This window comes from Vibrio sp. VGrn 2 (assembly GCF_009361695.1).
GTDB classification, from domain to species: Bacteria; Pseudomonadota; Gammaproteobacteria; order Enterobacterales; family Vibrionaceae; genus Vibrio; species Vibrio diabolicus.
The window spans coordinates 35452-55437 of record NZ_RBWD01000012.1 but is presented as its reverse complement, the minus strand read 5'-3'; the positions used below and the strand labels follow the sequence as shown (position 1 = coordinate 55437).

Below are 19986 nucleotides of genomic sequence, written 5' to 3'. Positions count from 1 at the left end.
TGGACGACGAAAACTGACTTTGTGGAGTAAAGATAGACAGATATTCACCATTGTGTTCGCCTTTCTTTTTCTGTCGCTTTCGATAATACTCTTGCGCAATATTACTCAGCTGGAAAATTTTATGCCTCAAGCAAACTCTGTGGTCGTACTCGACTTTGAAACCACAGGTCTCTCTCCTACTTTAGGTGATCGCGCAATAGAAATTGGTGCAGTAAAGTTAGTCGATGGCGAGGTTGTCGATAGTTTTCAGCAACTCATGAATCCCGGCTTCAGAGTGAGTTCTTTCATTGAGAACTACACCGGCATTACTAACAATATGTTGCGATCGGCACCAAGCTGCGAAGAGGTAATGGCGTCATTTAGTGAGTTCATTGCAGGCGAAAACCTTATCGCTCACAACGCGTCCTTCGATAAACGATTTTTAGATGCAGAGCTTGAACGAATCAACTGTAGTTATTCGGGTGAGTTTGCTTGCTCCTTACTGGTAGCAAGACGGCTCATTCAAGATGCCCCATCACACAAGCTAGGTGAACTTGTTCGCTATAAAAATATCGACAACGACGGTGTTTTCCACCGTGCACTAGCCGATGCGCAAATGACAGCCAAGCTTTGGCTCTTAATGGTCGAAGGGATAGAAAACTCAGGTATCGTTAAGCCAAGTTTTCAGTTGATGCAAACGGTTAGTAAAACAGCAAAAGGAAAAGTCGACCAGCTACTCGCCAAAAGCCGTGCTTAACCCCCTCCTAGCTAAAAGCTGATTCTCGTCTCTTAGACGTTTAAGTGATTTTCGATGCAATATTGGCTATCCCAGTGAACTTCCTAATCTGAATGCGGCAGTTCGCTGGTCTCACCAACCAAACTGGCTTACTATGCCAGGTACCTAAAACGCTTTGTGAGTCACTCATGAGCCGAAAAAATAACAAAAATCTCAGCATTCTTCTTAAACTCAACACCTTTATTGCACCTTATAAATGGCGGGTTGCGGCGGCTTTGGTTGCCCTTGTCGCAACGGCAAGTTTGACGTTATCCGTTGGCTATGGAGTACGTATTCTTATCGACCAAGGCTTTGCTCAACAATCATTGCAAGAGCTTACCAATGCGATTCAGTTTATTGTCGGTGTCACACTGTGTATTGCCATTGGGACGTTCTTTCGCTTCTACCTTGTCTCTTCCGTAGGTGAGCGCGTCAGTGCGGATATTCGCCTTGCGGTGTTTAACCATGTGATTACGCTGCATCCGAGCTATTTTGAGACCAACAGTAGCGGCGATATTATGTCGCGCCTGACTACCGATACCACGTTGCTGCAAAGCATTATTGGTTCATCGTTCTCGATGGCGATGCGTAGCGCTTTGATGTGCTTTGGGGCCATCATAATGTTGTTTGCCACCAACGTTAAGCTCACACTGATTGTGCTGGCTTCTGTGCCTTTGGTTCTGGTTCCAATTTTGTTTTATGGACGACGCGTGCGTGCGCTCTCTCGCCAAAGTCAGGACTCAATGGCCGATGTCGGCAGCTACGCAGGTGAAGCGATAGAACATATTAAAACCGTGCAAAGTTTTAGCTCAGAGCCATACGAACGAGCGGCTTTCGCTGTCGAGGTGGAAAAAGCTTATGAAGTAGGCAGACAGAGAGTAAAACAGCGCGCAATCCTAATCTCTGGCGTTATTGTGATTGTGTTCAGCGCAATTGCAGGCATGCTTTGGGTTGGCGGCAGCGATGTGATTCACGGAAAGATGTCTGCGGGTGACCTAGCCGCATTTGTGTTTTATGCCATTATGGTTGCCTCATCGACTGCAACCATTTCCGAAGTGATGGGTGAATTGCAAAGAGCCGCAGGTGCTACCGAACGGCTGATTGAGATTCTTCAAGTAAACAGCGATATTAAAGCGCCAAGCAACTATTTGCCTGTCCGTCCGGACATACCTGCTGAGGTTAACTTTAATTCGGTGAGTTTCAACTACCCTTCTCGCCCAAATCAACCAGCTATCAAAGAATTAAATCTAACCGCAGAACAAGGCAAAGTATTGGCGTTGGTTGGCCCTTCTGGTGCAGGTAAAACAACACTATTCGAATTGCTGCAACGCTTTTATGACCCACAACAGGGGCAAGTGTTGTTTGGTGGCGAAGATATTCGACAGTTCGACCCAAACGAGCTTCGACGCCAAATGGCACTCGTACCACAACAGCCAGCGCTGTTTAGCCATGATGTGTTCCACAATATTCGCTACGGCAATCCAGAAGCCACGGATGAACAAGTCATCGAAGCCGCGAAAAAAGCCCATGCCCATGAGTTTATTGAGAAACTTCCCGAAGGTTATCACAGCTTTTTAGGCGAGCGCGGCGTTAGGCTCTCAGGCGGACAAAAGCAGCGTATTGCGATTGCCCGCGCGATTCTAAAAGATCCAAAAATCTTACTACTAGACGAAGCTACCAGCGCCCTTGATAGTGAAAGTGAACATCACGTTCAGCAAGCACTTGAAGCACTGATGAAAAGACGCACAACACTTATCATTGCTCATCGCCTTTCGACTATCCAACATGCGGATAAAATAGCGGTGCTAGACAATGGCGAGTTAGTCGATGTTGGTAACCACCAATCATTAATGCAAAGCTGTGAGTTGTATCAGCGACTTGTGGCGTTACAATTTAAGCACTTAGAGTAACGCCTAGTTAAGCCCTCAAGAATAAGCAAAAACGGACCAAGTGATTTAATGCCAATAGCTTAACGATGTTTTTGTGTCATTCCAGCGAGCCTTGGCGAGACTAGGAATCTAATAGCAACGTGCTGAGTGGTTAAAGAGACAATTTTGACCATAAAGAGCTAGGATAGAAGCTCCTATATCACGCACCTTCGTCGCTGTACAAGGTGACGAAATACAAAAAGATGCCACTCGTAGTTAAACGAGCGGCATTAAACCAAGTGGTTCTCGTTTTAATACAGGAACTCCGGTAAGAATCCAGTAACCAGCGTACTCTCCCTTCAACTAGAAACACTCATCCCCAAGTACCATATAAAATCCAATCAACTTCATTTGTAACAAGTTAGGTTTCAAAAATAGGAAATTACCACTGTAAAAATTCACCGCGTTTTGTCTTGCTGCCTATGGTTACAATGTTCGTGAAATCAATGCCTTTAAACCAAGTTACAAGTAAGTGGCACCGAGATGAACAGTGAAGCGAAACAACTTTTTTATCATTTATGTCAACAATACGATGCGCTTTCTCAAGAACTAGAGTCTCGCGCGTTTCCTGAGTTTTCCGAGACCATCACTCATCCGCTTGGACACTGCTTTGTCCGTTGCCCTGTTGGCAGTCAGCGCTTTTCCATTGTTGCAGTCAACTTTGCGCCCTCCGTTCGCGGGCAAGGTGTGCTTACTGCATTTATCGACTACATTAAAAGCCATCCATATCATTACCAAGGCGTTGAGGTCGCTATCATTGAAAACAAAAGCTTAGCAAAACGACTGTTGTCTCTTGGCTGGAAGTACAAGTCTCTGTTTGGCAAAGTTTTCTTCGCCAGCAAGCCTACCCTAGTGAAGGACTTTCAGTCAGCGTGATGGTTATTACGACACCGCATCGGTACCCAAAGTAAAAACCATCACTCAAAATCCGTAAGCATATTGAGAAAAGTTTGGCGGTCTTCCGTTGGACTACCTCGATGAGCAGTGTATTCGACGTGTTCATCCGCGCTGGCTTTTGGGGATAGATTGATGCCCCACAGCGCGTTAATTTGGTTTGGAACGATGGAGTAACGCACGTCAACAATTCGCATTTCGTTATTCGGGTCTTGCGCTACAAAACCATTTGAAAACCAACGGAAACGTTCGATGTCTTTCGCTTGCTGCGATTGCGGATCGAGCCATGGAAATTGAGTTTTCACATTGAGCTTTGGTGTGGATTCGCCTGGGTAGATTTTTATTGAACGCCCCACTCTTACCGCATCCACATAGTAGTTATCTTCCGTTTCATAAATCACTTTCCAGACCAAAAGATTCCCGAAGGTTGGTTTTGCTTTTAGCTGCACAGCGCTGTGCTGTCTCTCTTGGACGATTTTCCACCCGGCCGCTTCTGCTCTATCTCGTTGAATAACCCCAAGAGTCAGATAAGCCAGAGACCATAGAAATGCGACACGCGCGTAGCTTCGATTTCGCTTCAGTGCGGCAAACAAAAGCAGGATCAAAATAGGAAATGTGAAAGCGGGGTCGATAACCGAGATTGTGTTCCAAGCATAGCGTGTGTTGCTTATCGGCCAAAAAAGCTGAGTCCCATAGCTGGTGCAAGCATCTAACAGCGCATGGGTGCTATAACCAAGGGCACAATAAAACCAACTCTGTCGGAAGTTTAGCCCTCGTCTTTTTGCAAACAACGGATACAACACTAAAGCACAGAGAAAGCTGCCAAAAGGGATAAACAACAATGAATGGGTAAAGTGTCGGTGATATTCCAAAAACAGCAATGGGTCAGTTGATGAACGGATAAGTACGTCCAAATCCGGCGCCATCCCTGAAACCACGCCTAACACGCCAGCAGCCACAATGTGCCGCTTGTTACTCGCAGACTGTGGCAAAGCAGCGCCCAGTAAACCTTGCGTTAACGGGTCCATTATTTACGCCCGCAACGAAAATGTAGCCGAGATAGAAAGCATATGCGCTTCAAAATAGGCTCAAATTTAAAAACCAGAACGCTCTCCGACATAAATTATCCGTATTTAAGTGGATTGGAAGACACACCTTAATGACGCATTAAAGTGTTCGAAAACAAACACTTTGATTTTAGTGTAAGAAGGAATCGCCCTATTCGCTAGTGAGAAGCGAACCTAAAGCGAGGCTTGTGGTGTACGTCAAAAGTACAAAACTGCGGATTTTACAGATGCAAAAATAAAACAAGGCGAACCGGATGGCTCGCCTTGTTTACTGAAGGATTAACGACAAAAACCTTAGTCTTGAGGGTTTTCTTTCGCGTTGATTTCAGCGTAAGTGTGCAGAAGTTCCGTCAATGTTTTTACCCAATCAAAAACATCCGAAGGTGTATTTTCGAGTAGCTTTTCCACTAGTGCACAGTGTGTTTCTAACGTGATCGCCTCTTCCAAATGGAATGAAATCGCATAGAAATGCCAAAGAACCAGTCGCGTCATTCGCTCGCTATTTTGCTTCGCATTGTCTGAGTCATCAAACGCTTGTTGAATTTCACTCAGTGCGATTGCTGTCATGCGTAACATGGCATCAAGACGTGCAGACAACATACGGTCTTCGCTATCCACTTCTTCTTGATCGAAAGTAAATAGCTCATTCATCACGTCTTCAGGCACCATTTTACTGATCATGCGAGCACTAAACTCTTCCAGTTCATGACGAGGCATGGTTACAAGACAATCGAAGGTGTAATCACGAAGCATAAAATCACTCTAGGTTGGAAATCAATTTCAGCCACGCATTCTAAATACTGAAATCTCAATTGCCAGCGTTTATTTCTATTGGGCTACCGAAAAACTACAGAACACCGTTGATCGCAATACCAACACCAATACGCTGCTGATTATGATCATAGTCAATCAAGCTCTTACCATACCCCGTCGAGTACTGTGCGTATCCCTGAAGTTTGCCCCAGATCGGAAATGACACCCCTAATTCGGCAAAGCCTTTATGCGTTTGGAAGTTCTGGCGGCCTAAGAAGGTAAACTCATAACCATTCCATTTGTACGCACTCGATAGCTCAAAGTGCCCCATGTAATCTTCGATATCCGGGTTATCATCACCTTTAGGATCATTCGGAGATGTTTTTTCATCCTCAGGTATACGCCACCACGGTTGAAGAGAAACCGCAAAATTGTCTTTCGCAAAGGTTAAGTTGGCGTAAACACGATTCCAACTGCGCGATAACTCTTGTCTCTGCCCATTCGACTCATGTTCAATACCAAAACCTAACCAAGTCGAACCATCAAGTGGCTTCCAGTCTGTCGGAGTATAATAAAAAAGCTCAGGACGATAATTGGTTTCACGAAATGGACGCGATGCTGCTCCTGTATACACCTGCCAAAATGACTTGAGCGTCATACCAAAGAACAAACCATCCCCATCAAACAACAAATCGTCGTAGTTCATTGGCACTTTAAAACTAATTTGGAACTCCGCTTCTTCCTTACGCAGCTCATCCCCGTACTTAGTGTCCGCATAAGCACGCTTATTTACGCGATCACTGTAAGTGAACGGCAAGATGTAGTTAACACGATGCGCCACCAAACTAAATGGTTCAAAGGCGTTTTCTCGTTCTGATTCCAAACGCTTGTCGACCAAGCTTTCCTGAAGCTCCTCAGGTTCTTCAATTTCTGGATCAGCGGGCACTGTACTTGTTACTGCATCGAGCTCACACTGCGCGCGAATGCTCTTTATGGTTTCCTCACCTTCGCTTTGCTTGATTTTGTCTAGCAAACATAAATCATAAGCACTGGCTGTTTCTCCCATCGCAACTGGCGCTGCCAATAAGCTCAGTATTGATATCCCTGCCACTTTTGAAGCCATCTGAAACCCTTAATATTCTTTATGTCAAACCAGATAATTTTAATTTTTCTTGGTAAACCGCTTGCCATTCTGGCGTTAAGGCAATGTTAAATGTTCGCCGACTTTACGTCTTGGATAAATACGACAGACCTCAAACATATCGGCCCACTATGAGCAACGCGCCAAAAACGACCAAGAGTTGAGCATCATAAATAAAAACAAAAAAGACTCGTTTGCATGATGCTCATATTCCCTATGCAAAATACTGGCTCGCCACTTTGATTGCAAACGCGGCTATGAATAAACCCAAGCCATAAGCCAAATGCGCCAATGTGCTAAGAAAACGGGCTTTCCAAGGTGTTGGGGGTTTACTGGCAGCAAAACCAAATCCTAAACAAGGTTGAATGACAAAAAATGGGAAGACCAACGTTACCACACCAGTGACTAAGCCGGGCACTAGACTAGGCTCTACCAACCAATGATGCCCAAAAGCAGCAATGTGAGCCAAAGCGAAAGCGACGCCAATGGCATAGTGCAAAAGCCAACCGAGTGCTTTTTCTCCCGACATCGGGTCTGTTGCCATAATTGGCGCATGCATAAGCTTTCTTTTGCGCATATATAAAACCCAGCGCGCAACCAATGCATAGTTTAGTGAGGGAATACCAAACACTCTCCTTTGTAGCCAAGCCCATAAATCCATTACCAAAGTCGCACCAATCCCTATTAGCGCCGCTTGTAATCCTATTAAAAACAGCATTTTTCGCTCCTCAAGTTTTTGATTTGTTAAGGTCTTAGTTGCATGCTACAACTTAAAGCCAACTTGAAGTCAATGAGGAATAATATGGATATTGCAGAAGTGGTTAAAAAATCAGGATTGCCGACCTCAACGCTCAGATACTACGAACAGTTGGGGTTAATTCGCTCGATAGGAAGGAATGGATTGAGACGTCAATATTCGCCAGAGGTACTCAATAAACTCAACTTAATTAGTTTAGGGCGTATCGCTGGAATATCACTTAACGAAATGGCGGAAATGTTGAATCACTCAGAAGGTTCAAAACCATACATTGATCGTGACTTACTGGCGAAAAAGGCGCTTGAGATTGATGAGCAAATAACACGTTTGAAAGCGGTGCGAGACAGCCTAAACCATGTTGCCTCCTGCCCTCATGAGTCACATATGGACTGCTCTTCATTTCAGAGGCTTATGAAGGTCGTAAAGCGTTATGTCCCCAAAAAACCGAGATAAACCACTCTACTTATCCTTGATTTAAAAGGAAGCAACTCGCGGTTGCGAGTTACTTCCTCTCATATTACTTAGCTTGCGCCTTTACGTACTTCTTCACTTTTTTCATCGCCATTTTTTGCTTTAACGGTGAAAGGTAATCAATGAACAAGTTACCAGATAGGTGATCAATTTCATGCTGCATCACAATCGCCAAGAACTCATCGCTCTCGATTGTAATCGGGTTGCCATCGCGGTCCAATGCAGACACAACAACTGATGTGTAACGCTCTACATCGGCGTAGTATTCGGGAACAGATAGGCACCCTTCTTGACCAAGTGCTTTGTTTTCTCCGCTCACCACTTCAGGGTTGACCAAGATTAAAGGATCATTGCGTTCGTCAGAGATATCGATGACAACAACCGCCTCTTTTCTACCCACTTGGGTTGAAGCTAAACCGATGCCATTGCCCGTTGCATAAAGTGTTTCTAGCATATCGTCGATCAACGTTTGTATTGTCGATACGTCAGTAACTTTTTCTGCTTTTACTTTAAGTCTTGGGTCTGGAATGGAGAGAATTTCGAGGACTGCCATACTTACCTTTCGTTATCTGTAAATCGTAATTTCCGGCGAATTATACACACGTTTGGGCAGACATAAACAGGTTGAGTTTTCGTGGAAATACCGTTTCGTCTAAAACATTCGATTTTGCTAGATACCAAAGAGGCACAAAGAAAGAGAAAACAATAACGCCAGCACGATATGGCTGGCGTCTTTTTTACGTATCTATCTTTAAGCGTTCGTTATATGTGAGTTACGCACTCTTTTGCGCTTTTAGCAAAACCTTAATCGCCATTTTTTCACCACTCTTGAAAATAAAGTACCCGAGACAAACGGTTATTAATGTTAATACAACGATAATAATACTGAACCAGCCTAGTTCCGCTATCAGTTCAAATATAGAGATGCCCAAAAACATTAAGATGAGAGAAAACACCACTAAGCTCGATAAATTCCAAAGCAGCACTGAATACCATCTCGTTGTCGAAGGCATTATATTCCCTGTTTTATAGCCAAAATAATATCCTACACTCATCGCTGGTATTAACGTCCCAAGAAAGCCGACACCGTTCATTTCCATGCCAGAAATGTACTCAATAATAAATAGCAGTATGGCCAAACAAACTGATGCCAAACACAAAAGCGACGTTACAAAGAGCACCGAGGGAGCGTTGTTTTCTGTTGAGTAATTATTTTTCGATTCCACTTTCATTCCTTCCATTTATTTGAATAAAATAAGCGTTTTAGATCATGCTTCCGCTTGGACAACCTAGAGAAACAACACCGCCATAACTCGTTGTTGGTGTAGCTACCATGATTAAATCAACAGGAAGAAACACAACGTCCGTTGCTAATGACAAAGGAATATCAATCAATGATAGTGGGTATAACGCGATGGAAGTAATATCAGCTCTTAAATAGCAAGGTTGTCGTGCGACTGATAACGCTGTGCCTGAAAACGGCTTTCCGTATCCGCCACCAGCATGCGCATCTATAGACGAACACCCCATCATTAAAGATGCTGACACCACAAGAAATACAACTTGTAGCTTTTTAAATATATTTATTTTCATTTAATCTAGATTCCAACTAACTATTATTTTTAAAACTAAACCCTCTCTCAAATTGTATATTCAATGAATTTACTCATATGGGCCTAGTGCAACCATGTTAATACGTTCTATGTATTAGAAACAATTCATTTATTTCCAATAGCACCCGTGAGTTCATGCGACGTGACTAGAATCGCACTTGATTTTTTATGCAAGCACCAAGTTAAGCTCAACCTATTCACTTTCCCGTTGGAGTCGCGTACCTTTCATCTGATGTAAAAAAGCCGCTAGAACCGTTTGGCTCTGGCGGCTTTTGTTTTTATCGAAAACTCGATTACTGCTTTAGCTTCGCTTTTGCTTCTACTACTTTGGAGAAGTCTAGGCCTAACTCTTCCACAGCTTCTTTCATCAATACAGGGTTTTGCATTACCTGCGCCATTAACGCTTGAAGCTGATCTTGTGGCAGACCTAGTTGGCTGATAGTTGCCATTGCAGCCAGAGGGTTTTGAGTTAACGCCTGAAATAGCTCGTTGATTTGCTCGTCGCTAATATTGTTTTCTTTCAACATCGCAAGAATCGGGTTCATCAAATTACCTTTAAATACTATGTAAAACAGACCCACAGTTTACCATTGGGTTTTGTTAGTTTGCACGCAGACTTTAACCACCACACCACCATCGACCAAGTTATGGTCGAATATTGGTGAACGTTGCGGTAGTGACTCCATCACTTTGCGATGAAAGCGCTTTTATATCCGCGTTAAAGTAATATGGATTAAGTGGCATTTTACTATCGGCTGGTCGCGCGTAGTAAAGCTTGGCGGGCTGTTTTGCCATTTGTTGCGAGTACAAATATCCGACCAACGCATGTTCAAACTGGTGGTAACCATTTCCCCAATGGAACGCTTTGGTTGATTTAGGATTCAGACCAACACCTCCGTACTGATGATCCACCCACGCGTCCATAAAGGTGGGTAACGTGTATTGAAGCGTTTCTTTCATCGAACCATCGACAAGAGAAACCGTCATCGCCGCTTGATCGAGTTCTGCCCATTCCCAAGACGAGCTGTAATGCTTGTGCGGTCTTGATTGCCAAGCAGGAATGCTCTCTTGCGTCCATTTACCCTGCCATTCTGGTGAGAAAAGCGCTTTGACTTGCTCAAAGTTTTGCTGGTATTGCGCTTGTTTAAGCGTGTGTTTCATTCCTTTGAAACCAAACTCTGTCCAATTAGAATTCTCCAACAACTGACCAGTGAGATACGTCATCCAATACGCTTTGGTGGTGTGTCCAAAATCATTGTGTTTCGCATCTGGCATCATTACTGCTTTGTGATGTATCGCGCCATAAAAGCGCTGCTCTTTGTCAGAGTGGTAGTTATCTAGCATCACTTGCGTCAGCCACTCCAGATCTTGTTTCCACTTGGCTTGCGCTGGTTCTGGTAAAAGTGGCGCCGTTAACAACAGGTAGCCATTGATTTGGTCAAGTTGAGCGACTAACTCTTGCTGCTTCTCACTTTCTCCATCACCATCTTTCAAAACCCACGCCAGACCGCGATCATCGCTTCGTCGGTATTGTTTAAATATAAACGCTTGCTGGTCGATAAGTGCTTGTTCAACCTTTGGATCTTGCGTCAAGTAGTAGTACATCGCCAAGCCCACCAAGGCGTAAGCTTGGTCTTGAGAAGTTCGCTGTTGCCACTCCATCCCCGGTTTTCCACTACGCGTAAAGCTCACGAAGCCACCGTTTTTCTCATCTCGTAGATGATCAATCAGGTAATAAGCCCCTTTCTTGGCTAGCTCCAATGCTTGTTTGTCACCCGTAAGATGAAAAAGCACGCCATAAGCGTAAGTTTGACGCGATTTCATGCGTGTGTATTCGCGATCGAAGTGCAGGCTAATCCACCCTTTGTTTAATTCTTCACACGGCTTTTGTGGGTCGAGAATGACACCGTTATCACAACGAAATGTCGGAAAATTCCCCGCAGGTTGCCCATGCGCACTTTCCATCATCCAATATGGAGCTAGGCCCTTTGTCACATGGTTTAACCAATCATCCCCCGAAGGCAGGTCCACATTAGCAAAGCTGTTCATGCTCGTCGTTGCGAGCAATAAGGTAAGATATTTAAAAGACATAATACTCAATTAAGTTATTGAATTTTATCCAGTATAAATAACTCCCTTTACACATATTGTCGTCGTGGTCACAATCGCCTTACGCATTTGTTTGCATTATTCATCTGTCTGCCTTATTCGATGACTGAGTCGAGAATAAACGCCACTCTGTCTTCGACTGACATTTTGGGCACTTCGATCAATTGATAACCGAACTTGTGGTATGCATCGACCATCTGTTGATACGTGGCGACCGCTTCAGAAAAATCTTGTTTTCGCTCTTCATCGTTACTGAATATCGATGCCCACGGTGGAAAAATGAATACTTGAGGATGATAACGAAGCGTCTGGCAATGCGTGATGAGCTCATGCGAGATTGGCAATTGTTCCAACTTGCTGTAGCCATATACGTCCACAATACTGCGATCAAAAAACACGTCCCCTTGGTGGACATTGAAAGCTCGGTAATTGCCCACTTCTTCTTTTGTCATTTCGTCTCTAAAGGCTTGTTTGTCATTCCAAGGTAATGCTGAACCGTGATTCGCAACCTGCGTTTGTATCACGTGACGACCTGTTTCTGGCGCGCAGATAAAGCCTTGTATTTTTAGTTGTTCGATAACCGAGGTTTTTCCTGCACCGGGACCTCCAGTGAATACGATGAGTTTGTTCAAAATCTTTTCCTTATTTTTTGTTTGAGTGAAGTAATGCGTGTACAGCCAAGAAAATTGGCATGATCGGGCCTTTGAAATTGTAATTTGGCATGCCAGCGTTAAGCGAGATCGGCAGTGGAAAGTTTTGGGATAGAAATGAGCAGTGAAAAATATTGATGAAATGAAAGCTTAAACGGCGTGTTCAGTGTTTATGAAAAACGGAGGAATTTTGAGCGAACCAAACTTGCCCAAAATATTGGGTTGGGAAATGGAGAGATTGGATCATCAGGTTAACGCGTCAATTGACTTTCTATATCAAGAAGATGGCACCTAAGCCTAAGAACGCAAAGAAACCGACGACATCAGTAACGGTCGTCAATACTACCGAGCCAGCCACGGCGGGGTCAATGTTAAACTTCTTCAACGTGAATGGTATCAGCGTACCCGATGCCGCAGCCGCCAGACTATTGAGAAAAATTGCGCAGCAGATAATAAGCGCCAATGGCCAAGAGTCAAACACCATGTAGACGACACCCGCGATGACTAATCCCATGATCAAGCCATTAATGGTGGCGATTTTTAATTCCTTATTCACCAATAACTTCAAGTTACTTTGGTGCAAATGGTTGAGTGCGATACCCCGAATGGCCACCGCTAAGGTTTGGCTACCTGCGATTCCGCCCATACTCGCCACCACGGGCATTAAGATAGCAAGCGCAACGACTTGCTCGACCACATTATCAAAAATACCAATGATGGCAGAGGCAACAAAAGCGGTCAGTAAGTTAATCACCAACCAAAGTGCTCTTAGCTTTGTCGCCACAGTTAATGGTGTGAACAAATCCTCTTCGCTTCGTACGTTTTCTGCCACTACAGCTTGTAGGCTGAGCTCGCGCAAAGTAATCGCGATGGTCGCCATCGACAAAACGCCCATAATTTTGCCACCAGCCATGATAGGAAACCAATGCGCTCCACCATCAATCGAGACCTGTTTACTGACGCTTTGAATCGTTTGGATATCTTCCAGAATTGGCGTGACCACGGTCAAGTCTGTGAGTTTGGTATGGTTCTCATGCAGCAACAGGGTTTGAGGTTCTATCGTCCCAATAACGCCTCCGACATCACGCACGATGATCAATCGCACCGGGCTTTGTCCGCGTTTTAACAACTCGGTTTTGATGCCTCCTACGCTGTTTTTAGGATTTGCGACTAAAAAATGCGGCTCGGCATATCTCCCCACTTTGTTATCTTCATACGACAGCGCTTGTTGAATGTGCGCGACCGACTCTTCACTTTGGTCGATAAGGTACTCATCCACAAATTCGGTCGGTAGAAAGTCTGCAAAGATGATCAGTTCCGAATCCGTGATGTACGCTAAGCGTTCATGTTGCAGCTCTTTGTTGAGTGATTGATGAATGTGCTTGGCGGTGTCGTATCGCAGCAAATTTAATACCGTCCAGTACTTCTCTGGCGGCACCGCTTCTATCACGCGTTTACGATAAGCAATGTTGACCGACTCCAAAATGTTCGCGATTTGCGCTTCCTGATAGTCTTTCAAAAAACCGAGGTCTTCGGTCGACTCTATCGCTTTAATGATCTCGGCAAGCAAATGAGGCACTTTACGATTAATCTGTAATTGGCTGGAATCTATCATCATTGTCACCGATTTCCTTGGGCATCACGTTAGTGTCAACACGATGTCTATTACCTAAAGGCATGAGATCCTGATGTTCAAATTCTAGGCAATGGCGCGCACAATTGCGGAATTTATATTTTGCTCGCAGAAAAAGAACGTCTTTGCATAAGGGGATGGTATAAACTTTTAGTGTGCATTAGGCGCATTTGCCTCGTTTGATAATGGAGTAATCAATGGCACCAGTATTTTTTCTGACTCAGCAAGCCGCCTTACCAAGTCGTAAGGTGCTTCGTAAAGTGATTCAGTTTGCGACAGCGCTGGCTCAACCCATCGTGGTATTGGTGGAAGACCACCGCCGGAGTGAAGATCACGCGTTCGCGCATTTCCTTAGTTTCAACTCTGACCATATAGAAAAGAGACAAGCTGAGTTTGAAGCTTGGACATCAAAATTTAAAGACTTCGTTATCGAACTTTGTGAAGAAGAGGAAGTTGAAACGCCAACACTCTCTTACGAGCATTTCAAAGGGAGTCATTGGATTGCTCAAGTCGCGAAACGGCTTGTTGACCACACAGATTTACTGCTCGTGGGGCATTTTAACAAGCACGACATTCAAACCTTACTCACCGAGCTAGCAAAAAACGATTGTGATTTATTACTATTAAGTGAGCGTTCATGGCCTTCTCACGCCAACATGCTTTGCGCGATAGAGCCGCTTCATCGCGGAGATGCAAAATCAGTCGTAGATAGAGCCATCGTATCGCGAGGCTCAAAGCTAGAAAAAACCTTGAGCGGAAAAATGACGTTAGTCTACTGCCGCTACGTTGCGCCTTATCTATCTCGCTATCGTGCAGAGATTTTGAGCAACCAAAAAGCAGGCATTACGGACTTTATTTCTGCGCAAAAGTTAACTCTAGTACCACTACTGCTGCCAGAAGGAAACCCTGAAACGGCGTTACCAAAAGCAGTGAAGCAATCACAAGCGGCAATTCTGATTATGGGCGCGTGTAAACGAAGCATGTCCTCCCAATTTTGGTCTGGCAGCACTGTAGACACGTTACTTGATCAACCTCCTTGTGACCTGCTGTTGGTCAATAGCACGAAGGATTGATCAGGCTTCCCCATTCCGCCGCGTCTTAAATAATATCACGCGCAGTTATTGGCTCTTCATGGCCTCTAACTGCGCGGCTTCATGTTCCGCGTTCAAGGCTTGTTTCTGCTGCTGTTTAACCTCATCCCAACTGCGTCCCGATTCAATCGCAGATACACGCTGCTCGTATTTAGTGCAGGCTCTTTCGAGTACTTTCTCAGGATCTATGCCCTTTTCTCTTTCCAACGCTTTTAATACGTTAAGATAGTTCCACAACACATCGCCTAACTCGTCTTCTAAATGACAAAGGCGGTCCTCACGAATCTCTTCACGGACTTCATCGACTTCTTTGCCAATGGCCTCCAGATAAGTCTCTACGCCTTTAAACCAAGTGTTGGTTTGGTCATATTGAGATTTTCTCGTCGCAATTGCGTACAACTCATCAAATTTCTTCATTATCTCTCCGTAGAACGAGTTTTTATTTACGCCTCTTTAGGACGAATAAACTTCCCTTTTGCCGTCACTCTAACTTCATTATTGACCAGCAATTGAGCCACCAATTGATATATACCGTGGCGTTCACCTTCACAGTGTGCAGTAATCGTGACGTGCTCATCTAGCTCAATAGGTGCATGGTAGCGCACATCCAACTGCGCGGTAAGGGCTTGAATGTCTCTAAATAACAAACAGTGCGTCATTGCACCATCGAGCAGCGAACTCGCAATGCCACCATGCAACAGGTCTGTGTAACCTTGATGACGCGGTAAAACGTGAAACTCTCCGACAACAGAACCATCGGCTAGACACTGGTAGTTCACAGCCAAAGAGTTAGGATTTGCATCGATTGAAGAACAAACCGCACATTGATAATGAGATTCGTGAGTGGAATGAAAGTGACTGTTTGCGGACATGTTAAGTACTCAGCTTGTAAAAAGAGTAATTAGCATATGCCAATTATAAAAAAGAAACGGCGAGTAATCTTTGTTTTCACGTTGTAGGGCCAACAACCTCATTATCCATAACGTTAAATAATCATTTTCATAATTAACGATAATTTCCAGTTTATTTAGAGTGGCGATAAGGTTTGCACCGTGATTACGCAACGTTATGAAAGGCGACTTATGAAGTTTCTCCACACGATGATCCGTGTAGCTGACCTAGACAAATCTATCGAATTTTATACAAAAGTTCTGGGAATGAGTGTTTTGGATCGTTTTGAAAACCAAGAATACCGTTACTCACTGGTGTTTGTTGGTAACCCTGATCAACCAGATGGCGCGACCATCGAGCTAACTTATAACTGGGATACCGACAGTTACGACTTGGGTAACGCATTCGGACACATGGCACTGGGGTCTGAAGATATTTACGCCGCTTGCGAACAAATCAAAGCGCTTGGTGGCAACGTTACTCGCGAGCCAGGTCCAATGAAAGGCGGAGAAACTCACATCGCCTTTATTAAAGATCCCGATGGCTACCCAATCGAACTGATTCAAACTGAACAATAACGAGGTTTCCTATGACAGATGCATTATTTCAACCGATTCAACTTGGCTCTCTCTCATTAATAAACCGTATCGTTATGCCTCCGATGACGCGCTCTCGTGCTTCTCAACCAGGTAATGTCGCCAACGACATGATGGCCACCTACTACGCTCAACGAGCCGAAGCGGGATTAATCGTTGCTGAAGGCACGCAAATTTCACCAATGGGTCAAGGCTACGCGTGGACACCGGGTATTTATAGCCCAGAGCAAATTGCTGGCTGGAAAAAAGTAACTGATGCAGTGCACGAGAAAGGCGGCGTTATCTTCGCGCAATTATGGCACGTTGGTCGTGTGACTCATCCTGACAACATCGGCGGCGAGCAACCTATTTCTTCTTCTGCGCTTAAAGCAGAAAACGTGAAAGTATTTATCGACAATGGCACAGACGAACCTGGCTTTGTCGACGTGGTTGAGCCGCGTGAGATGACCAAACAAGACATCAAGAATGTTATTGAAGAATACCGCCAAGCCGCATTAAACGCGATAAAAGCTGGGTTTGATGGTGTCGAACTTCACGCAGCAAATGGCTACTTGGTTAACCAGTTTATCGATTCTGAAGCGAACATCCGCACCGATGAATACGGCGGCTCAATTGAAAACCGTCTGCGTTTTCTTGGTGAAGTGGTCGAAGCGATGACGCAAGCCATTGGCGCAGATCGTGTTGGTGTTCGCCTTGCACCATTCACTTCGTTAAACGGCACCGTTGATAGCACACCTGTCGACACCTACACCGCTGCTGCTGCGCTGCTTGATAAACTCAATGTTGTTTACATTCACATTGCAGAAGTGGATTGGGACGACGCGCCAGACACTCCACTCGCCTTTAAAACCGCGGTTCGTGAGGCGTATAAAGGCACACTGATCTATGCCGGTCGTTACAACGCAGAAAAGGCGCAACACGCGATTGAAAGTGGCTTAGCCGACATGATCGGTTTTGGTCGCCCGTTTGTTGCAAACCCAGACTTGCCAAGCCGCATCAAGCATGGCTACCCACTGGCAGAACATGACTCTGCCACATTGTTCGGCGGCGGTGAAAAAGGCTTAGTGGACTACCCTGCGTATCATGCGGGTTAATTCATCTGCGTAAAGCTGATTCGCAACTCACGACAAACCAATAGCTAACCCAAAAGAACCTTGCTCTTCCCCCTGTGACGCCAAGATGCAGGGTTCTTTTTTAGGCAAGCCACCAAGGGTTAACGTCTTTGACAAGATGTACAACCTCGGCACGCAGAGCGCGTCGTTTTACTTAGTAAACTGCGTTGTACTTTACAGTAGGCATTTTTCAGTGCGCGGCGGCCTGAAAACCAATCATCCGGTTTAGTGAGGATTAAGTAGCCGTTAAACCTCTTAACCAACTCGATTCGGTTGTTTTCGATAAATCGGCTATCAAACTCGATTTCGAAGTAATCCAACGCTTGTTCGATACAAGTAAAGCTGGCAATTTTTTCCTGAATCGTATTCTCTGTCATCGTTTCTTTAGCGTTATCGTTTTCAATGAAGTTTATGTGTCTCGCGCTTTACGTTCTTTGATTTAGCGCTTCTAACATCACTCTTTCTGGAATTTCCATATTGAAATTCAATTTGGGAATTCGTTATTTCCCCAGCCTTTTTATTTTGATAATCACTTTAAGACTCTGATTTAAAGCAACATTATTTCTGGTTCATATTTTGCTCTACTTCGTTAAACGGAATGTTGGAGGGACACGATATGACTTACAGAGCGGAAGTAGACGGATTAAGAGCGATTGCAGTCACGTTGGTGATTTTGTTTCATGCAGGTGTTGAGCAGTTCGCTGGTGGCTTTATTGGCGTCGACGTATTTTTTGTTATCAGCGGCTATTTGATCACCACCATCGTGATTAACGATTTGGAAAACCAGAAGTTCAGCCTCGGTGATTTTTATGAGCGACGCATTCGCCGCATACTTCCCCTGCTACTGGTGGTGATTGCCGTCAGCTATTTGATGTCTTGGTGGCTATTTTTGCCACAAGCACACAAAGACGTTGGTCAGTTCGCAGTCTCTTCTATTCTTTCTTCATCCAACATTCTTCTGTATTTAAAAGGCCACAATTACTTCGGTTTAGAAGATCAAGCCAATCCGCTGTTTCACACTTGGAGCTTGGGCGTTGAAGAACAATACTACATTGTCATTCCTTTGCTACTCATGCTACTCGCTCGTGGCAAAAACGCGTTTTTCCTGACTTTTTTTGTCGCGGTATTTGCGCTGAGTTTGATGACTATTGTCTATGCGAGCAACGATCCTGATTTCGCCTTCTACATGATCTTCTCTCGTGCTTGGGAACTGGCAACCGGTTCATTACTCGCATTAATAATGAGAAAAGCTCAAGTTCGTTCCAACGATACGCTGGCAACCATTGGCATCGTTTTGATATTGGCCTCTGCACTTTTGTTTGAAAAATCGCAAGATGGCGCGGGTATCACTTTGCTGGTGCCAGTCATCGGTAGCGCGTTAGTGATTTTGTTTGCCTCTAAAGACAATGTCTGCGGTAAATTGCTGAGCCTAAAATGGGTTGTGTTCGTTGGCTTAATCAGCTACAGCTTATACTTGTGGCACATTCCGCTATTTGTGTTTTACCGCTACATGCTGGACGCAACTCAAGACGTCAATATCTCGCTTTACATTGCCGCTCTTTTTGTACTGTCTTACTTCACTTGGCGCTTTGTTGAAAAGCCGTTCCGCAGCCGAAAAGCCATGAGTATGCGTACTGTGTCTACGGTTGTTGTGTTGTTGACGCTGCCCTTGTTGACGTTCGGCGTTATTGGTCATCAAAACGGTGGTTTTCCAGAAAGAAGCGCATTTTTCGAGGCCATGCGCGTTAACAACGGTTACGGTTTAGATTGCAACGGCAACACCGACGTTAACGATGTGTGCTCGTCTGCGCCGCAACCCACCATTGCTGTGTTAGGCAATAGTCACAGCATGGTTTACGTGAAGCGTCTATCCGAAGTAACACCAACTGGCGTGGTGCAACTTACTCAAGATTCCTGTGCGGTCGGTTATGTCGACATCCTGGAAGCTGCTGGCTCAATTTCTTGCCGACAGTTCTTCAAAGAGGCAGTCGATACCATTTTGCGTACCCCTTCAATTCGTCGCGTCGTTATCTCTTCCAACTTCAATAAAGAGCTTTCACAAGCTGATTATGAGGCATCATTAACTGGATTGTTGAATGAACTGGAAGGGAAAGAAGTGGTCGTTTTCGGCCCAACCCCTTCCGCACCTTTTGCGGTAGGAGAATGCCTTTGGAAAGCGCGTTTGTTTGGCGAGACAGAAGAGTCCGCATGCGATTTCTCTCCAAAGCGACATCACCCTCAAAACGTGGCGAAGTTAGTGAACTACTTTGATCAATTTGAGCACGTTGAGTTTGTCGACTTGACCGATGCCATTTGCAGAAATGGTGTATGTCGAATGAAAGTTGGTGCGAACAACGCCATGTATACCGATGACAGCCATTTGTCTTACAAAGGTGCTGAGTTGGTGCTTGGGCATTACCACAGCCGTACGAATGAAACTCAACAGTTCACTTACGACCGACAATAACCAAGGAATAAGCATTTATGCTTCAGCGCTTATCTCAGGTAAGCGCTGAATATTTTAAA

22 protein-coding genes are annotated in these 19986 nt (G+C 44.7%); 8 read left to right on the top strand and 14 right to left on the bottom strand.

Annotation, left to right across the window (positions count from 1 at the left end; translation table 11 throughout):
• The first annotated feature begins 121 nt into the window (after positions 1-121).
• The 3 genes from D8S93_RS18200 (at position 122) to D8S93_RS18190 (ending at position 3558) form a co-directional block, all read left to right on the top strand.
• On the top strand, positions 122-736 hold the full coding sequence (locus D8S93_RS18200; RefSeq protein WP_170892646.1) for a PolC-type DNA polymerase III: 615 nt from the start codon (positions 122-124) through the stop codon (positions 734-736).
• Positions 737-903: 167 nt separating this feature from the next.
• Positions 904-2664: an ABC transporter ATP-binding protein/permease gene (locus D8S93_RS18195; protein ID WP_152814616.1), complete on the top strand. Its 1761-nt coding sequence runs from the start codon at positions 904-906 to the stop codon at positions 2662-2664.
• Positions 2665-3165: 501 nt separating this feature from the next.
• The gene (locus tag D8S93_RS18190; RefSeq protein ID WP_047008310.1) at positions 3166-3558 is read left to right on the top strand and encodes a hypothetical protein; all 393 of its coding nucleotides are present in this window, start codon (positions 3166-3168) and stop codon (positions 3556-3558) included.
• Positions 3559-3599: 41 nt separating this feature from the next.
• Here the strand turns inward: D8S93_RS18190 and D8S93_RS18185 are convergent, their stop codons facing one another.
• From D8S93_RS18185 to D8S93_RS18170, 4 genes are all read right to left on the bottom strand, one after another.
• Positions 3600-4604, bottom strand: a complete 1005-nt coding sequence (locus D8S93_RS18185) for a metal-dependent hydrolase (RefSeq protein WP_152814613.1) — start codon at positions 4602-4604, stop codon at positions 3600-3602.
• A 333-nt stretch (positions 4605-4937) separates the two neighbouring features.
• On the bottom strand, positions 4938-5396 hold the full coding sequence (locus tag D8S93_RS18180; RefSeq protein WP_005395188.1) for a hypothetical protein: 459 nt from the start codon (positions 5394-5396) through the stop codon (positions 4938-4940).
• A 94-nt stretch (positions 5397-5490) separates the two neighbouring features.
• The gene (locus D8S93_RS18175) at positions 5491-6519 is read right to left on the bottom strand and encodes a phospholipase A (RefSeq protein WP_193447263.1); all 1029 of its coding nucleotides are present in this window, start codon (positions 6517-6519) and stop codon (positions 5491-5493) included.
• Between the two features lie 232 nt (positions 6520-6751).
• On the bottom strand, positions 6752-7255 hold the full coding sequence (locus D8S93_RS18170; RefSeq protein ID WP_152814611.1) for a DUF2938 domain-containing protein: 504 nt from the start codon (positions 7253-7255) through the stop codon (positions 6752-6754).
• 84 nt (positions 7256-7339) lie between these two features.
• Here D8S93_RS18170 and D8S93_RS18165 point away from each other — a divergent pair, with 84 nt between their 5' ends.
• The gene (locus D8S93_RS18165; protein WP_024701298.1) at positions 7340-7747 is read left to right on the top strand and encodes a helix-turn-helix domain-containing protein; all 408 of its coding nucleotides are present in this window, start codon (positions 7340-7342) and stop codon (positions 7745-7747) included.
• A gap of 64 nt (positions 7748-7811) precedes the next feature.
• Here D8S93_RS18165 and def read toward each other — a convergent pair whose 3' ends face one another.
• The 7 genes from def to D8S93_RS18130 all read right to left on the bottom strand — a co-directional run bounded on the left by def (position 7812) and on the right by D8S93_RS18130 (position 13755).
• Positions 7812-8318 (bottom strand): peptide deformylase, encoded by a 507-nt coding sequence (gene def, locus D8S93_RS18160; protein ID WP_005395192.1) that lies wholly within the window; start codon positions 8316-8318, stop codon positions 7812-7814.
• A 220-nt stretch (positions 8319-8538) separates the two neighbouring features.
• The gene (locus D8S93_RS18155) at positions 8539-8997 is read right to left on the bottom strand and encodes an ABZJ_00895 family protein (RefSeq protein WP_029817912.1); all 459 of its coding nucleotides are present in this window, start codon (positions 8995-8997) and stop codon (positions 8539-8541) included.
• 31 nt (positions 8998-9028) lie between these two features.
• Positions 9029-9358: a YceK/YidQ family lipoprotein gene (locus tag D8S93_RS18150; RefSeq protein WP_140367925.1), complete on the bottom strand. Its 330-nt coding sequence runs from the start codon at positions 9356-9358 to the stop codon at positions 9029-9031.
• A 313-nt stretch (positions 9359-9671) separates the two neighbouring features.
• Positions 9672-9923, bottom strand: coding sequence for a DUF2999 family protein (locus tag D8S93_RS18145; RefSeq protein ID WP_152814608.1), 252 nt, complete (start codon positions 9921-9923; stop codon positions 9672-9674).
• 100 nt (positions 9924-10023) lie between these two features.
• A complete protein-coding gene (locus D8S93_RS18140) occupies positions 10024-11469 on the bottom strand; it encodes an AGE family epimerase/isomerase (RefSeq protein WP_193621643.1) in 1446 nt (481 codons plus the stop codon).
• A 113-nt stretch (positions 11470-11582) separates the two neighbouring features.
• Positions 11583-12119, bottom strand: a complete 537-nt coding sequence (locus D8S93_RS18135) for an AAA family ATPase (RefSeq protein WP_193621642.1) — start codon at positions 12117-12119, stop codon at positions 11583-11585.
• Positions 12120-12408: 289 nt separating this feature from the next.
• Entirely contained in the window at positions 12409-13755 is a 1347-nt protein-coding gene (locus D8S93_RS18130; protein ID WP_025541176.1) for a magnesium transporter, read from the bottom strand.
• 212 nt (positions 13756-13967) lie between these two features.
• On the opposite strand from D8S93_RS18130, the gene D8S93_RS18125 reads away from it, so the two are divergent.
• Complete coding sequence (locus tag D8S93_RS18125) at positions 13968-14843, top strand: universal stress protein (RefSeq protein ID WP_152814602.1); 876 nt, start codon at positions 13968-13970, stop codon at positions 14841-14843.
• Between the two features lie 45 nt (positions 14844-14888).
• Here D8S93_RS18125 and D8S93_RS18120 read toward each other — a convergent pair whose 3' ends face one another.
• Together D8S93_RS18120 and D8S93_RS18115 are read right to left on the bottom strand one after the other, a co-directional pair.
• Positions 14889-15278 carry a MazG nucleotide pyrophosphohydrolase domain-containing protein gene (locus D8S93_RS18120; RefSeq protein WP_140125943.1) on the bottom strand — a complete coding sequence of 130 codons (390 nt, stop codon included), beginning with the start codon at positions 15276-15278 and terminating at the stop codon, positions 14889-14891.
• 26 nt (positions 15279-15304) lie between these two features.
• Entirely contained in the window at positions 15305-15733 is a 429-nt protein-coding gene (locus tag D8S93_RS18115; RefSeq protein WP_054390572.1) for a PaaI family thioesterase, read from the bottom strand.
• Positions 15734-15943: 210 nt separating this feature from the next.
• Between D8S93_RS18115 and gloA the strand changes: the two genes are divergently transcribed.
• Both gloA and D8S93_RS18105 read left to right on the top strand, forming a co-directional pair.
• Positions 15944-16330, top strand: coding sequence for a lactoylglutathione lyase (gloA, locus tag D8S93_RS18110; protein WP_152814600.1), 387 nt, complete (start codon positions 15944-15946; stop codon positions 16328-16330).
• An 11-nt stretch (positions 16331-16341) separates the two neighbouring features.
• A complete protein-coding gene (locus D8S93_RS18105) occupies positions 16342-17442 on the top strand; it encodes an alkene reductase (RefSeq protein ID WP_152814598.1) in 1101 nt (366 codons plus the stop codon).
• Positions 17443-17561: 119 nt separating this feature from the next.
• On the opposite strand, the gene D8S93_RS18100 is transcribed toward D8S93_RS18105, so the two are convergent.
• Positions 17562-17837: a nitrogenase-stabilizing/protective protein NifW gene (locus D8S93_RS18100; RefSeq protein ID WP_152814596.1), complete on the bottom strand. Its 276-nt coding sequence runs from the start codon at positions 17835-17837 to the stop codon at positions 17562-17564.
• Positions 17838-18076: 239 nt separating this feature from the next.
• On the opposite strand from D8S93_RS18100, the gene D8S93_RS18095 reads away from it, so the two are divergent.
• A complete protein-coding gene (locus D8S93_RS18095; RefSeq protein ID WP_152814594.1) occupies positions 18077-19927 on the top strand; it encodes an acyltransferase family protein in 1851 nt (616 codons plus the stop codon).
• Positions 19928-19986: the final 59 nt, after the last annotated feature.

Excerpts from the sequence above, each read along its gene's own strand:
- D8S93_RS18200 (WP_170892646.1), top strand. The coding sequence starts at position 122 with ATGCCTCAAGCAAACTCTGTGGTCGTACTCGACTTTGAAACCACAGGT.
- D8S93_RS18195 (WP_152814616.1), top strand. The coding sequence starts at position 904 with ATGAGCCGAAAAAATAACAAAAATCTCAGCATTCTTCTTAAACTCAAC.
- D8S93_RS18190 (WP_047008310.1), top strand. The coding sequence starts at position 3,166 with ATGAACAGTGAAGCGAAACAACTTTTTTATCATTTATGTCAACAATAC.
- D8S93_RS18185 (WP_152814613.1), bottom strand. The coding sequence starts at position 4,604 with ATGGACCCGTTAACGCAAGGTTTACTGGGCGCTGCTTTGCCACAGTCT.
- D8S93_RS18180 (WP_005395188.1), bottom strand. The coding sequence starts at position 5,396 with ATGCTTCGTGATTACACCTTCGATTGTCTTGTAACCATGCCTCGTCAT.
- D8S93_RS18175 (WP_193447263.1), bottom strand. The coding sequence starts at position 6,519 with ATGGCTTCAAAAGTGGCAGGGATATCAATACTGAGCTTATTGGCAGCG.
- D8S93_RS18170 (WP_152814611.1), bottom strand. The coding sequence starts at position 7,255 with ATGCTGTTTTTAATAGGATTACAAGCGGCGCTAATAGGGATTGGTGCG.
- D8S93_RS18165 (WP_024701298.1), top strand. The coding sequence starts at position 7,340 with ATGGATATTGCAGAAGTGGTTAAAAAATCAGGATTGCCGACCTCAACG.
- def (WP_005395192.1), bottom strand. The coding sequence starts at position 8,318 with ATGGCAGTCCTCGAAATTCTCTCCATTCCAGACCCAAGACTTAAAGTA.
- D8S93_RS18155 (WP_029817912.1), bottom strand. The coding sequence starts at position 8,997 with ATGAAAGTGGAATCGAAAAATAATTACTCAACAGAAAACAACGCTCCC.
- D8S93_RS18150 (WP_140367925.1), bottom strand. The coding sequence starts at position 9,358 with ATGAAAATAAATATATTTAAAAAGCTACAAGTTGTATTTCTTGTGGTG.
- D8S93_RS18145 (WP_152814608.1), bottom strand. The coding sequence starts at position 9,923 with ATGAACCCGATTCTTGCGATGTTGAAAGAAAACAATATTAGCGACGAG.
- D8S93_RS18140 (WP_193621643.1), bottom strand. The coding sequence starts at position 11,469 with ATGTCTTTTAAATATCTTACCTTATTGCTCGCAACGACGAGCATGAAC.
- D8S93_RS18130 (WP_025541176.1), bottom strand. The coding sequence starts at position 13,755 with ATGATGATAGATTCCAGCCAATTACAGATTAATCGTAAAGTGCCTCAT.
- D8S93_RS18125 (WP_152814602.1), top strand. The coding sequence starts at position 13,968 with ATGGCACCAGTATTTTTTCTGACTCAGCAAGCCGCCTTACCAAGTCGT.
- D8S93_RS18120 (WP_140125943.1), bottom strand. The coding sequence starts at position 15,278 with ATGAAGAAATTTGATGAGTTGTACGCAATTGCGACGAGAAAATCTCAA.
- D8S93_RS18115 (WP_054390572.1), bottom strand. The coding sequence starts at position 15,733 with ATGTCCGCAAACAGTCACTTTCATTCCACTCACGAATCTCATTATCAA.
- gloA (WP_152814600.1), top strand. The coding sequence starts at position 15,944 with ATGAAGTTTCTCCACACGATGATCCGTGTAGCTGACCTAGACAAATCT.
- D8S93_RS18105 (WP_152814598.1), top strand. The coding sequence starts at position 16,342 with ATGACAGATGCATTATTTCAACCGATTCAACTTGGCTCTCTCTCATTA.
- D8S93_RS18100 (WP_152814596.1), bottom strand. The coding sequence starts at position 17,837 with ATGACAGAGAATACGATTCAGGAAAAAATTGCCAGCTTTACTTGTATC.
- D8S93_RS18095 (WP_152814594.1), top strand. The coding sequence starts at position 18,077 with ATGACTTACAGAGCGGAAGTAGACGGATTAAGAGCGATTGCAGTCACG.